We start from the raw sequence: 13212 nt of genomic DNA on the forward strand, positions 1-13212 counted from the left end.
CAATTATAAAATATTTAATATGTATAACTAAATAGATTACTTTTTATTTTTTTTATTAGAAGCGTAATCGCCTATGCTTTGAATGAGATTTACTCCGACGATTAAAATAATAATAGTAATTAACATGATATCGCCTTGAAAGCGTTGATAACCGTAACGAATAGCAATATCACCTAAGCCGCCACCACCAATAGCACCAGCCATAGCAGAAGAACCAATTAAATTAACGATTAATACGGTAACGTTATTAATAATTGTCGGTAGTGCTTCCGGTAATAATACTTTGCGAATAATTTGAAAAGGGGAAGCACCCATAGATTCAGCGGCTTCGACTAATCCAAAATCAACATCACGAATAGACGTTTCCACTAAACGACTTAAAAAAGGAATGGCAACGATGGTTAAGGGAACACAAGCAGCAGTGGTGCCAATAGAAGTACCAACGACTAGTCGTGTAAAAGGAATAATCGCAACCATTAAAATAATAAAGGGAATAGAGCGAATAATATTAACGATAGCTCCTAATATTTGATGAATATGTTTATGTTGTAAAATATGATTTTTTGATGTTATAACTAATGTAACTCCCAAAGGAATACCGATGATAGCGGCAATGATGGTAGAAACAATCACCATTATTAATGTTTCTTGAATTCCTTGGAGCATTAAATCAACAATTTCTAGGGACATATCCTAACACCTCACTTTTTACGGGTAATGTTTTGATATAGGAATAGGCTTTTGCCTGTGTTTCCATATCGCCTAATATAATAATAACTAAATAGCCAAAGCGTTCGTTTTGGATATAATCAATATTGCCATATAATACACTAACATTAATATTGAACTTGCGAACCACTGAAGCAACCAACGGATCACCTGTTAAAGCACCTTTAAACCGCAAACGCACAAGCATGGAAAGGTTTGGCGCAGGTTGGGGAGAAATACCTAATTTTTTTAGTCCTTTTGGTAACTCCATATTAATAACTGATTTCACAAATTCTTGCATCGTTTCTGATTGAGGATTCGAAAATACATCCACCACACGACCGGATTCTTTGATGATACCGCCTTCAATAACGGCAACACGATGGCAAATATCTTTTACAACGCTCATTTCATGTGTAATTATAACAATGGTTATGCCTAAGCGCTTATTGATGTCTTGTAATAAATCTAAAATCGATTTTGTCGTTTGGGGATCTAATGCTGATGTAGCTTCATCACATAACAAAATTTTAGGATCGCTTGCCAATGCCCGCGCAATACCGACTCGTTGCTTTTGACCACCTGAAAGTTGGGAAGGGTAATTATATTTACGATCAGTTAAATTTACCAGTTCTAACAAATCGGATACCTTTTTCTCGATGGCTTCTTTGGAGGCTCCAGCTAATTCTAAAGGAAAGGCAATATTTTCAAATACCGTTCGAGAGGATAATAAATTGAAGTGTTGGAATATCATACCAATATGTTTTCGTTCTTCTCGTAATTGAGCTTCCGTTAATGTGGTTAAATCTTTACCGTCAATAATGACGTTTCCCTCGGTTGGTTTTTCTAACATATTAATACATCTAACTAGTGTAGATTTACCGGCACCACTTTTGCCAATGATACCAAAAATTTCACTGTCTTCGATAGTTAAAGAAATACCTTTTAAAGCATTTACTTTTGCCTTACCGCTATATGTTTTGGTGATATTCTCTAAACGAATCACAGTATCAACTCCTTTTTTTTAATAAACAAATAAAAAAGACCATCAACAAGAATGATGGTCTGTATTCTCACATAACATCATCTGCCGGAATGTTCCGTTGGATTTGGCACCTTCCCAAACTGGGGGTTGCCGCAACGTCATAAGGCCAGTCCCTCGGTTGCTCGCGATGAATTAAATTTATTGTTTGAGTTATTCTATCATTTTAGATTATTTTTGTCAACGCAAAACTACTGCTTTTAAGTGCTTTTGAAAAAATTTCTTTTTATTTGTATGTATAATAGTGATATGGTATAGTATAATTAATTGGTAAAGATAAGAAAAAATGAGGTGAAATAATGTTTACTATGTTTATTGAGGGGGCACAGCAGGATATAAAGTTAATACTTATTCCTGTTATCATTTCTGCAATATTTCGATTTCTTTTTATTTATCTTTATGGAAATGGTGAAAAAAACGCTCTATATTATAAAAAAAGTTCGTCTATCCCTGTGGTTTGGATTTTTGTGGGGGCTAGATTTTCATGCTTATGTATATTTATTATCGTTATTATGTATTACTATTCCTAGTGTTTTCGTGGTTTCATATGCAAATATAGCGGATTCTTTACGCTGTTTATGGGTGGTAGTATATGCTTTATGTTTATATGTGGCATTTATGGGGAAGATGATTTTTTATGGAGAATTTCATGATATTTACAATCAAACGATGTTATTAGGAAAAAATGCAGATAAGGGTAATTTTGTCGATATCTTTTTACATCAATACCATGGATGGATAATTTTACTGGGGATCATTCCGTATAGTATAATTGTTTATTTTCTTACTGCTGGTATTTTAGTTACACCTGTTATTCCCTATCTTTTGATTGATAATACTTTCCTTCGCTATCTTGTTAACTTTTTCTTTTTTGTCTTAGCTGGGGTGGGATTCTATTGGATTCGATACGGCGGACATTTATCTCATTTGTTTAAACCATCTAGGAATAATATGCCTACGTTGTTAAAAAATGATCCATTTTTTTCTAAAGCAACTGTTGATGATTTGATTGCGATTGAATTAGTATTGAAACAGCAAGAAAAAAAGATCTTAAAACATACGGAGGAAGAGTCAACTCAAATATTAATCCCGTTATTTGGCAAAACAGATCAAATGAAAAATCGTGATTGGTCGTTTTTTCTGCGTCATGCTAAGGGTGCAAAAATACGAAAACCAAAGCATATATATTTCATTGTAGGAGAAAGTTATACGCAAGTTCCTTTTGATGAGAAATACAAAGACCTGCATTTAGTAGATGGAGGAAAGGCATTTAGGCAAAGTGAACATACGATAGCGGTATCTAATTTTTTACCGGCAGGCTTGATTTCACAGCCGTCACTTGCAAGTTTATTCTCAGGTATTTTTGATGCTAATTTTGAAATTAATGAAATGCCCATATTTCAGCGAAAGCAAGTACCGACTGCATTTGCGGCACAAATGCAAAGATTGGGCTATCATACGGCCTATTGGTATGGCGGCAATACGGCTTGGGCTAGTCTTGGCCGGTTTGGGAAAGCACAAGGGTTTGAAATACAGAAAGGGGCCCCTGAATTTTGCCCTAGTAATTCACCTCATACGTGGCTTGGTATTTATGATCACATATTTTTTGAAGGGTTATATGAAGAAATTTGTAAACTGGATCCAGAAATCCCTATGTTCCATCTCATTTATACGACATCAAATCATCCCCCTTATACGATTCCAGTGGGTAAATTCGGATTTGATCCAGATCGGATTATGCCTAATTTATCAGCGGATATTCGACAGGACTCAAAATTATTAAATAATTTAGGTATGTATTGGTATGCCGATCATTATATGAGCCAATTTATACGTAAGGTACAGACGTTGGATGAAGATAGTCTGATCATTGTCACAGGAGACCATTCACGACTTATTATTCCTTTTAACACGGAAATGTATTCGCAAAAAAATCCAACTTTACGTGAAAAATATTGTACATCTTTTGCTATGTATCATCCTGATTTACAGCAGTCTATGTTTTATCAAACTAAAATTGGTGGACATATGAATATTATGCCAACCGTATTAGAATTAATTGCACCAGAAGGATTTGAGTATTATTCGATCGCACCGTCCTTTTTAGAACCTATTGATTCGGTTATAACCCCTTATCATTGGCTTACATCTGATATGATTGGGTATTATGAAGACGCCATAGCGTCATCGTTAGAAGATACGGAAATGGAACAGACGAAGGGAATTACTTGTTTTTATAAAGAAAGGCAAGCATGGTGTGAATGGACGGCATGGGTAATCAAGCATCCCGAATTATTGCATTGAGGAGGTAGGCGTGCATGAAATGCTATGTATTAACCACGGCTAATGAAAAAAAACGTCAAGAACATGCGCAAGCTGAATTTACTAAAATAGGAATAAAACCGATTTTTTTTCAAGGTATTGATGGACGAATAATGTCTTCTGCACGATTAGGTGAAATCTCCAATAATACGGCGATGCTTCCTGGAGAAGTAGGGTGTGCGGCTAGTCATTTGCATATTCTTCGTGCATTTTTGCAATCAAAAGAAGAAGCGATTTGTATATTTGAAGATGATGTTTGTTTTTCTACAACTATGACAGCTTCTTTATTATCAGCTATGCAAACATTTATTAGTCAACAAACTGGTGGAGCGGCATTGCTTTTAAGAAAAAGAAAACGATTAGGTAAAATGATTCAATCATATCAAGACATAAAAATATATGAATGTTTTCGTGCTAGTGGCGCTATTGCATATATTATTAACAGAAAAGCAGCAGAAATAATTATTAACTTGAATACGCCCATACGCTTTCAAGCAGATAATTGGAAGGTTTTTATAGCTGCCGGTGCAATATCTTTATATGCTTTAGATAATGATTTGTGTTTTGAGTGGGAAGAAGATGGTAAATATCGTAGTGTTGTGGGCGAATCATCTCTTCGAGCCTGCCATCAATCATCACATAAAAAAATGGTACACCAATTTTTAAAATCGCAGGGAAAGACTACCTTTTTTGAATTTAAAGTATTGCTTAAGGCTTATTATTATGCGTGGTATCGAATGATTACACGTCGCTAATAAAGGGAAAGGTCTTTTTACTAGAATCTAATTTTATTTTGTGTTAGAATTACATATTATATGCAAAGGGGAGACCGTTCATGGAACAGGAAAAAAACAAAAATTTTATTGAATCAAGTATAGAAAAAGATATACAAGAAAAAAAATATGGAGATCGAATTCATACCCGTTTTCCACCTGAACCGAATGGGTATTTGCATATTGGGCATGCGAAATCAATTTGTTTAAATTTTGGGATTGCAAAAAAATATGGCGGTATTACGAATTTACGCTTTGATGATACAAATCCCTCAAAGGAAGACACGGAATATGTTAATTCGATAAAAGAAGATGTTGAATGGTTAGGATTTTCATGGGATGATCGTATGTTTTACGCCTCTGATTATTTCCCTATTTTATACGATTACGCCGTGAAATTAATTTCGCTTGGAAAAGCTTATGTCGATGATTTATCGGGGGAAGAAATTCATGCTTATCGTGGAACTTTTAATGAACCTGGTAAGGAAAGTCCGTACCGCGATCGTAGTGTAGAAGAAAATTTACGATTATTTCAGGAAATGAAAGAAGGAAAATATCAAGACGGGGAAAAGGTTTTACGGGCCAAGATTGATATGGCTAGTCCTAACCTTAACATGCGGGATCCCGTATTATACCGTATTTTACATGCATCTCATCATCGAACTGGAAATACATGGTGCATTTATCCTATGTATGATTTTGCCCATCCTGTTTCAGATGCAATTGAACGTATTACTCATTCTATTTGTACGTTAGAGTTTGAAGCACATCGTCCATTGTATAATTGGGTATTAAAAGACTGGGAAGATCCAGAAGGACAAAAACCACAGCAAATTGAATTTGCTCGTTTAAATGTTACCCATATGATTACGAGTAAGCGAAAATTACGGGCGTTAGTCGAAAAAGGAGTCGTACGTGGTTGGGATGATCCTCGGATGCCTACTATTTCAGGCATTCGAAGAAGAGGATATACACCTGCTTCGATTCGCGATTTTTGTGAACGCATTGGTGTAGCTAAAGCGGATAGTATGGTTGATAGTGCATTGCTAGAATATTGTATTCGCGAAGATCTGAAGCTAAAAGTTCCCCGTATTATGACGGTAATCGATCCGATTAAAGTGGTGTTAGTCGATTATCCGGAAGGCAAAACAGAAACATTAATCGCTGATAATAATCAAGAAAATGAATCAATGGGACAACGTAAAATAACGTTTAGTCGTGAATTGTATATTGAACGACAAGATTTTATGGAAGAACCAGTTAGAAAATTTTTCCGTTTGGCACCAGGTAAAGAAGTACGGTTAAAGTATGCATATATTATTAAATGTGAACGTGTGTTAAAAGATGAACAAGGAAATATTATTGAAATACATTGTACTCATGATCCTGAAAGTAAGAGCGGTACGGGAGAAAATGCCAATCGCAAGGTGAAAGGGACATTACATTGGGTATCAGCAGCAGATGCGGTAGATATTACAACTAGAATGTATGATTATTTATTAACAGACAATGAAGAAGACGGGGACAAAGATATTTTAGAGCAAATCAATCCTCAAAGTTTAGTTGAATATCAGAGTAAGGCAGAAGCGTATATTAAAGAATTTAAACAAGGAAATTCTTTTCAATTTTTACGGCAAGGTTATTTTGTCATCGATCCAGATACTACATCGGATCATATTGTAGTAAATCGCATTGTAGGTTTACGAGATACATGGGCAAAAATGCAAAAAAAATAACGAATATATAAAATATAAATGACCGAGTATTTCATTTTTAATTTTTAGATGAAATTTCGGTCATTTTCGCTCATAACTATTGCCTCTTTGTGGAACAGCTTGTATAATAAACTCAACTTTTGAGATAAGGAGGAAGAGCATGAAACGATTTTCATCTCAAAGTACGTTTGTCATTATTGTTATTTTAGTGTTAGGTGGAATTTTTGGAGGTATTATAGGGGAATTAATTAATACTTCAGAAATAGGAAATACGATTTCTTTACTTACGGAGCATCACGAAATTTTTAATATCAACAATATTGCCATTAATTTATATATTATAGAATTTAATTTTGGTCTCCATTTTGCACCGAATGTGTTGAGTATTATCGGTATTATTATTGCTTGGTTTATTGCTAGAAAATTATAATAGGAGGCACGATTGTGTTACTGTTAGCATCTACATCGCCACGACGCAAAGAGTTATTAAATACGCTGCAATATGTATATGAAATAAAACCTTCGTCTTACGAAGAGGATATTCCTGTTCAAGGAGATCCGTCAGCATTTTGTTTACGGCAAGCACGTGGTAAAGCCGCAGCAGTTAGTCGTATTTATAGTCATGATTGGGTATTGGCAGCCGATACTATTGTTGCATTGGGAACGACTATTTTAGGTAAACCGCATCATGTTGAAGCGGCAAGACATATGTTGCAGCAGTTATCGGGAAAAGAGCATATGGTCTTTACTGCAGTTGTGTTACGGCGGCAAGAAAAAGTATACGAAACAGTAGTACAAACACGTGTCATATTTAGGATACTTTCGGCTGTAGAAATTGATGCGTATATTCGTACGAAAGAACCAATGGACAAAGCAGGTGCATATGCTATTCAAGGTGGGGCTGCTTCCTTTATAAAAGAAATACATGGATCATTTACTAATGTTATTGGATTACCTCTAGCGGAGGTAAAAGAAATGCTTGTTCAAGCACAGGTGTGATAATGAAACCAACGTTCTGTACAAAAAATGAACAACCACGCGAAAAGTTTATTCAACAAGGGAAAAAGGCAGTAACTGATCGAGATTTATTGGCTATTTTATTGCGTACAGGGATAAAAGGATACTCTGTTTTGGAGATTGCTGATTTAGTATTACAGCAATTACCACAAGAAAATATTTATTATTTAGGCGAAATAACGGTGCGTGATTTGTGTAAAATTCATGGTATTGGAAGAGATAAGGCCATTACGTTATGTGCGGCTGTTGAATTAGGTCGAAGGATTGTTAAACAGCGTGTAAAAAAGAATTCTCCTGATTTTAATAATCCCGATTGTATTGCAGAATATTTAATGGAAGATATGCGATATTTACCGCAGGAGCGATTTATAGCAGCATTTTTATCTACTAAAAATCGGTTAATTTGTATACAGACCATTTCTATAGGTTCTTTGAATATGAGTGTAGCTAAAGCCAGAGATGTCTTTCGGATGGCCTTACAATATAATGCTGCAGCGGTTATTTTAGCACATAATCATCCTAGTGGGGATCCAGAACCGAGCCCTGATGATATTGCGATTACTAAACGCATTGCTGAAGCAGGGAATATCATGGGAATTCAGGTTTTAGATCATATCATTATCGGGGATGGTGATTTTGTAAGTTTATGTAGGCGTGGTTATCTATAATGAATAACGTATGTAAGGGAAGAATTTTGTAGTTGTTATAAAATTCTTTCTTTTTTTGTGTATATTATTTTTTTTTGCTATAATAAAATGCAATGTTTGTAAATAGAGAAGGGAGGTACGGTAATGAAAAGGAATATTGTTTTGGTTGGCATGATGGGCAGTGGTAAAAGTCATATTGGTAGAAAATTAGCACATCATTTAAATTGGCAATTTGTCGATACAGATAGAAGAATCGAACAAGCGGAAGATAAAACCATTGCTGAATTTTATTCCTCTTCTGGTGAAGCCGCATTTCGAGAGCGTGAAATAAATATATTGCAACAAGTAAGCCGCTATCATGAAGCCGTTATTTCCTTTGGCGGAAATTTTCCTATGACGATTGAATCATATCGTATATTACATAAGCATGGATTTATTATTGCTTTATTAACAGAACCTTTTCGCGTGGAAGAACGAGTTAAGCGCCATATTGGCAAACGACCTACTGTTGATTACGACAATTTATCCGTTTTTGTACGAAAAATGTTGAAAGAATGGGAAACTATTTATCCCTACTGTGATGCTGTTATTGATACGACTCGAGGCGGTTCGGGACAAATCGTACAAATGATTACGAAGACACTTCGAGATAAAAAAGTTAATTTTGTAAAACGGGAAAAACGGAGGCGAAATAATGAAACGGAAAATAGCAATTCTAACAAGCGGCGGTGATGCACCAGGAATGAATGCTGCTATTCGCGGATTGACTCGGTATGCTTTATCCAAAGGTATTGATGTATATGGTATTATGCGTGGTTATGAAGGTCTTTTAAACCAAGAAATTATTCCCCTCACGAGGAGAAGTGTCGGTGAAATTATTCACCGGGGGGGGACGATGTTACGTACTGCTCGTTGTCCTTCTTTTTTACATGAATCAGCTCAAAAGCAAGCCGCGGACTATTTACAGCAATCACAAATAGATATGCTTTTTGTGATTGGCGGAGATGGTTCCATGCGTGGTGCTGCAGCACTAAGTAGACAAGGTATTGATACGATGGTTATTCCTGGAACTATTGATAATGATATGCCTGGAACACAATATACGCTGGGTTTTGATACGGCCGTTAATACCGTATTAACTGCTGTGAATAAAATTCGTGATACGGCATTTTCACATGAACGCGTTGCCGTAATTGAAGTGATGGGACGGAATTCTGGATTTATTGCACTTGAGGCGGGGTTAGCGGTAGGTGCTGAAATGGTATTAATTCCAGAGTACCCTGTTGATTTGGCGGGGATTTGTCAACAATTAACCGCTTCGCATGAAAGAAAAAAAATGAGCAGCATTATTATTGTCGCTGAAGGTGCGGCCAAAGGTAGCGATGTCGTTGCTTATATTCAACAGCACACGCAAGTTGAAACGAATTTAACGGTGTTAGGTTATATTCAACGAGGCGGTTCTCCTTCTTCTTATGATGCTGTAATGGCTGGGAAATTAGCACAATGTGCGATTGACACATGGCTACAAGGCAATACTAATTGTATTATTGGTCTACGAGATAATGTTATTATGGCAACTCCTTATGCTAAAGCAGCATCAATAAAGAATACCTTAGATAAAAAGAAATATGAGTTAGTACATGTATTAGGGCAATAATATGTAACTAAATTTGAAATAAGTCGAGAATTAGCGTAATTTTTTTCTCTATTTTTTATTTTATAATTTGACAACGCATAAAAATACAACTATAATATATAACGTAAATAGTTATAAATATTCATAAATTAGTATGAAGGAGAATTATTATGTCGTCTTTTGATTTTGAGTTAATTTGGAACTCGCTACCTCTGCTTATTACGGGAGCTGGAGTTACAATTGAAATTACAGCGATTTCCGTAGGTATTGGCTTTATTTTGGGATTAATTGTCAGTATTTGTCGCCTTTCGCAACTAAAAATAATAAAAGGTATTGCCATTTGTTATGTTAATATTTTGCGAGGCACACCATTATTAGTACAGATTTTTTTAATTTACTTTGCACTTCCTATGATTATCGGTCAACGTATCAATCCTTTTGTTGCTGCCGTTGCAGCTTGCTCCATTAATAGTGGCGCTTATGTTTCGGAAATATTTCGTGCGGGCATTCAAGCTGTTGATAAAGGACAAATGGAAGCAGGGCGGTCATTGGGCTTATCTTGGATGCAAACTATGTGGTATATTATTTTACCACAAGCTTTTCGTAAAGTTATTCCTCCATTAGGGAATGAATTTATTTCGATGACCAAGGAAACGTCGTTAGTTTCTGTTATTGGCTTTGAAGAATTAACACGTAAAGGGCAATTAATTATTGCTAAAACATATGGGTCCTTTGAAATTTGGTTAACCGTAGCTGCTATTTATTTAATTATGACTTTGAGTATTGCCCAATTAGTTAGTTATTTAGAACGGAGGCTGGCGACGGATGATAAAAATTGAGGGATTAGAAAAAAAGTTTGGTAATCATGCTGTATTAAAGGGCATTGATTTAACTATTCAAGATAAAGAAGTAGTGGTCATTATTGGGCCTTCTGGTTCGGGAAAAAGTACGATATTACGGTGTATCAATCGTTTAGAAGAACCTACGGCAGGTCATATCACCGTAGATGGCGTAGGTATAGATGATGCAGACAGCATTAATGCGGTTCGTAAAGAAGTAGGAATGGTCTTTCAACGATTTAATTTATTTCCGCATATGACAGTACTTGAAAATATTACCTTAGCGCCGATTAAAATACGTCACGAATCAAAATCAGAAGCAGAAGTGCATGCGTTGCAATTACTTAAAAAGGTTGGATTAGAAGATAAAAAAAATGCTTATCCTGATACCTTATCAGGGGGACAACAACAGCGAGTAGCGATTGCTCGAGCATTAGCAATGAAACCCAAATTTATGCTTTTTGATGAACCAACATCGGCATTAGATCCAGAAATGGTACGGGAAGTATTGGATGTTATTAAAGAATTAGCTCATGAAGGCATGTCTATGGCCATTGTTACACATGAAATGGGATTTGCTAAAGAAGTTGCCGACAGAGTGTTATTTATTGATGAAGGGATTATTTGTGAAGAAGGGACACCGCAACAAATTTTTTTCGCATCCCGTAGAAGAAAGAACCAAGGAATTTTTATCTAAAATATTATAGGTAATAATTGGGTGAAAGAAGTCTTGTCTATGTGCAAGACTTCTTTTGATTTTGAATATTAGATTAAAATATGGCAAATGCCATCTCTTTTAGTGAAAAGTTGGCAAGGACTATACAGATAATGTATAATAAGCTCATGGATATGAGAATCTGGTTTAAAGAAAATAAAAAAATATATAGTATTGGTCTCGTAGTACTGGGGATAATTACGGTTATATGCATTGCTTTTGCCATATATTTTATGCCGTGGTCTTGGCATAAAAACAAAGGTTATTTTCAAGTGCAAGATAATCAAACAGCAGTACAAGTAGCACAGCAGTTATATCAACAAGGATATATTAGTCATCCACGGCTTTTTGTTTTTATTGTGCGTATAACAGGTAATGCCCATACATTGAGAGCAGGGGAATATTTTATTACCTCTCATATGAGTTTTTATGCAATGATTCATAAACTTACTAGCGGACATTCAGAGGCTTATCGTATTGTTATTCCAGAAGGATATACGGTAAGGCAAATTGCTAAGGTGATTGCCTCAAAAGGTCGTATATCTGAAAAAGATTTTTTGCAAGCAGCGAATCAGGATTCTTTGCTTTATCCATATATGAAAAGCACACGTCCAGTGGTATTTAAAGCAGAGGGTTTTTTATTTCCTGATACGTATGATATTCCTTATCATGCGAAGGCAAAGGATGTTGTGCAAGTTATGTTAAAAAATTTTGATCGTAAAGTACCGAGTACATGGCGAAGTAAAGCTAAAAAACAGCATTTAACTGTATCTGAGTGGGTAGCACTTGCTTCTTTAGTAGAACGAGAAGCTCGATATGGAGAAGATAGAAAACCTATTGCCGAAACATTTCATCAACGATTAAAAATACATATGAAATTGCAATCTGATGCAAGTATTTCGTATGCTATGGGAACTCATAAATTGGGATATTCTCTATCTGAATTACAATATGATTCACCTTATAATACGTATAAGTATGAAGGGTTGCCGCCTGGGGCTATTTGTAATCCAGGGTTACCTTGTTTAGAAGCAGCGTTATCAGAAAAAGAAACGCCATATGTATATTTTGTAGCCGATCGCGAGGGACATAACCATTTTGCAACTACGTATGAAGAACATTTACGTAATATACAGGAGTATCTTCGATGAAGGGATTATTATTAGAGATGGAGCGGTATGGTAGACAACAGGAAGTGCCATTGATTCGTCAATCAGAAATTTCCTTGTTATGTCATATCGTAAAGCAGTATAAACCGAAACATATACTAGAAATAGGTACAGGGATTGGGTATTCAACATTACTAATGCTACTATATGCGGCACCAGGTGCTATTATTGATACAATAGAAATTAATACCGAGCGTATGGAAAAAGCTCATTTTTTTATTTCTCGTACCCCCTATGAAAAGCAAATTCGATTTCATACAGGTGATGCTTGTTCCGTATTGAAAACATTACATGAAAGATGGGACTTTGTCTTTTTAGATGGTCCTAAGGGGCAATATATTCGGCAATTACAACTTATTTTGCCATATCTACAAAAGCAAGCACTTATCGTAGCAGATAATGTGCGGTATCACGATATGTTATATATTGACGGAACAATACCACATAAACATCGAACGGCCGTACAACGGATACGTACATTTTTATCTTATATAGAAAATGAAACATTATTTTCAACAGTTTTTTTTGAAAATGGTGATGGCATGACCGTATCCCGATATAAGGGATATCACTATGAATGAACGAGAAGGTATTCTTTGTTATAGAGAAAGGATTAGAATAAAATAATG

13 protein-coding genes, 1 pseudogene and 1 riboswitch are annotated in these 13212 nt (G+C 35.5%); of the genes and pseudogenes, 12 read left to right on the plus strand and 2 right to left on the minus strand.

Going from position 1 to position 13212, the window contains the following annotated elements:
• Window positions 1-36: 36 nt before the first annotated feature.
• Both HMPREF1040_RS04440 and HMPREF1040_RS04445 read right to left on the minus strand, forming a co-directional pair.
• Window positions 37-690, minus strand: coding sequence for a methionine ABC transporter permease (locus HMPREF1040_RS04440; RefSeq protein WP_007392793.1), 654 nt, complete (start codon window positions 688-690; stop codon window positions 37-39).
• The gene (locus HMPREF1040_RS04445) at window positions 671-1714 is read right to left on the minus strand and encodes a methionine ABC transporter ATP-binding protein (protein WP_007392746.1); all 1044 of its coding nucleotides are present in this window, start codon (window positions 1712-1714) and stop codon (window positions 671-673) included. Before HMPREF1040_RS04445 ends, HMPREF1040_RS04440 begins: the two co-directional genes overlap by 20 nt.
• Window positions 1715-1788: 74 nt before the next feature.
• Window positions 1789-1887, minus strand: a riboswitch (SAM riboswitch).
• Between the two features lie 481 nt (window positions 1888-2368).
• Here HMPREF1040_RS04445 and HMPREF1040_RS04450 point away from each other — a divergent pair.
• The 12 genes and pseudogenes from HMPREF1040_RS04450 (at window position 2369) to HMPREF1040_RS04505 (ending at window position 13164) form a co-directional block, all read left to right on the plus strand.
• Complete coding sequence (locus HMPREF1040_RS04450) at window positions 2369-4054, plus strand: LTA synthase family protein (RefSeq protein WP_255261333.1); 1686 nt, start codon at window positions 2369-2371, stop codon at window positions 4052-4054.
• A gap of 14 nt (window positions 4055-4068) precedes the next feature.
• On the plus strand, window positions 4069-4827 hold the full coding sequence (locus tag HMPREF1040_RS04455; RefSeq protein ID WP_007392756.1) for a glycosyltransferase family 25 protein: 759 nt from the start codon (window positions 4069-4071) through the stop codon (window positions 4825-4827).
• A gap of 80 nt (window positions 4828-4907) precedes the next feature.
• On the plus strand, window positions 4908-6581 hold the full coding sequence (locus HMPREF1040_RS04460; protein WP_007392781.1) for a glutamine--tRNA ligase/YqeY domain fusion protein: 1674 nt from the start codon (window positions 4908-4910) through the stop codon (window positions 6579-6581).
• Between the two features lie 139 nt (window positions 6582-6720).
• Window positions 6721-6990: a DUF4321 domain-containing protein gene (locus HMPREF1040_RS04465; protein ID WP_007392770.1), complete on the plus strand. Its 270-nt coding sequence runs from the start codon at window positions 6721-6723 to the stop codon at window positions 6988-6990.
• A gap of 14 nt (window positions 6991-7004) precedes the next feature.
• Entirely contained in the window at window positions 7005-7559 is a 555-nt protein-coding gene (locus HMPREF1040_RS04470) for a nucleoside triphosphate pyrophosphatase (protein WP_007392779.1), read from the plus strand.
• A gap of 2 nt (window positions 7560-7561) precedes the next feature.
• Complete coding sequence (gene radC, locus HMPREF1040_RS04475) at window positions 7562-8245, plus strand: DNA repair protein RadC (protein ID WP_007392752.1); 684 nt, start codon at window positions 7562-7564, stop codon at window positions 8243-8245.
• A gap of 123 nt (window positions 8246-8368) precedes the next feature.
• Window positions 8369-8956, plus strand: coding sequence for a shikimate kinase (locus tag HMPREF1040_RS04480; RefSeq protein ID WP_007392801.1), 588 nt, complete (start codon window positions 8369-8371; stop codon window positions 8954-8956).
• Window positions 8919-9881: a 6-phosphofructokinase gene (gene pfkA / locus HMPREF1040_RS04485; protein ID WP_007392761.1), complete on the plus strand. Its 963-nt coding sequence runs from the start codon at window positions 8919-8921 to the stop codon at window positions 9879-9881. Before HMPREF1040_RS04480 ends, pfkA begins: the two co-directional genes overlap by 38 nt.
• Before the next feature lie 149 nt (window positions 9882-10030).
• Window positions 10031-10699, plus strand: a complete 669-nt coding sequence (locus HMPREF1040_RS04490) for an amino acid ABC transporter permease (RefSeq protein ID WP_007392782.1) — start codon at window positions 10031-10033, stop codon at window positions 10697-10699.
• Window positions 10686-11406 (plus strand): annotated as a pseudogene (locus HMPREF1040_RS04495) (amino acid ABC transporter ATP-binding protein). The gene HMPREF1040_RS04490 and the pseudogene HMPREF1040_RS04495 overlap by 14 nt, the downstream one beginning before the upstream one ends.
• A 121-nt stretch (window positions 11407-11527) precedes the next feature.
• A complete protein-coding gene (mltG, locus tag HMPREF1040_RS04500) occupies window positions 11528-12565 on the plus strand; it encodes an endolytic transglycosylase MltG (protein ID WP_007392796.1) in 1038 nt (345 codons plus the stop codon).
• Entirely contained in the window at window positions 12562-13164 is a 603-nt protein-coding gene (locus HMPREF1040_RS04505; RefSeq protein ID WP_007392804.1) for an O-methyltransferase, read from the plus strand. Before mltG ends, HMPREF1040_RS04505 begins: the two co-directional genes overlap by 4 nt.
• Window positions 13165-13212 lie beyond the last annotated feature (48 nt).

Source organism: Megasphaera sp. UPII 135-E (genome assembly GCF_000221545.1).
Taxonomy (GTDB): Bacteria; Bacillota; Negativicutes; order Veillonellales; family Megasphaeraceae; genus Megasphaera; species Megasphaera hutchinsoni.

What these genes read in the sequence shown, in the direction of transcription:
- HMPREF1040_RS04505 (WP_007392804.1), top strand. Translation starts at nt 12,562, where the DNA reads ATGAAGGGATTATTATTAGAGATGGAGCGGTATGGTAGACAACAGGAA.
- HMPREF1040_RS04490 (WP_007392782.1), top strand. Translation starts at nt 10,031, where the DNA reads ATGTCGTCTTTTGATTTTGAGTTAATTTGGAACTCGCTACCTCTGCTT.
- HMPREF1040_RS04480 (WP_007392801.1), top strand. Translation starts at nt 8,369, where the DNA reads ATGAAAAGGAATATTGTTTTGGTTGGCATGATGGGCAGTGGTAAAAGT.
- HMPREF1040_RS04465 (WP_007392770.1), top strand. Translation starts at nt 6,721, where the DNA reads ATGAAACGATTTTCATCTCAAAGTACGTTTGTCATTATTGTTATTTTA.
- mltG (WP_007392796.1), top strand. Translation starts at nt 11,528, where the DNA reads ATGTATAATAAGCTCATGGATATGAGAATCTGGTTTAAAGAAAATAAA.
- HMPREF1040_RS04455 (WP_007392756.1), top strand. Translation starts at nt 4,069, where the DNA reads ATGAAATGCTATGTATTAACCACGGCTAATGAAAAAAAACGTCAAGAA.
- HMPREF1040_RS04440 (WP_007392793.1), bottom strand. Translation starts at nt 690, where the DNA reads ATGTCCCTAGAAATTGTTGATTTAATGCTCCAAGGAATTCAAGAAACA.
- pfkA (WP_007392761.1), top strand. Translation starts at nt 8,919, where the DNA reads ATGAAACGGAAAATAGCAATTCTAACAAGCGGCGGTGATGCACCAGGA.
- radC (WP_007392752.1), top strand. Translation starts at nt 7,562, where the DNA reads ATGAAACCAACGTTCTGTACAAAAAATGAACAACCACGCGAAAAGTTT.
- HMPREF1040_RS04460 (WP_007392781.1), top strand. Translation starts at nt 4,908, where the DNA reads ATGGAACAGGAAAAAAACAAAAATTTTATTGAATCAAGTATAGAAAAA.
- HMPREF1040_RS04450 (WP_255261333.1), top strand. Translation starts at nt 2,369, where the DNA reads ATGGGGAAGATGATTTTTTATGGAGAATTTCATGATATTTACAATCAA.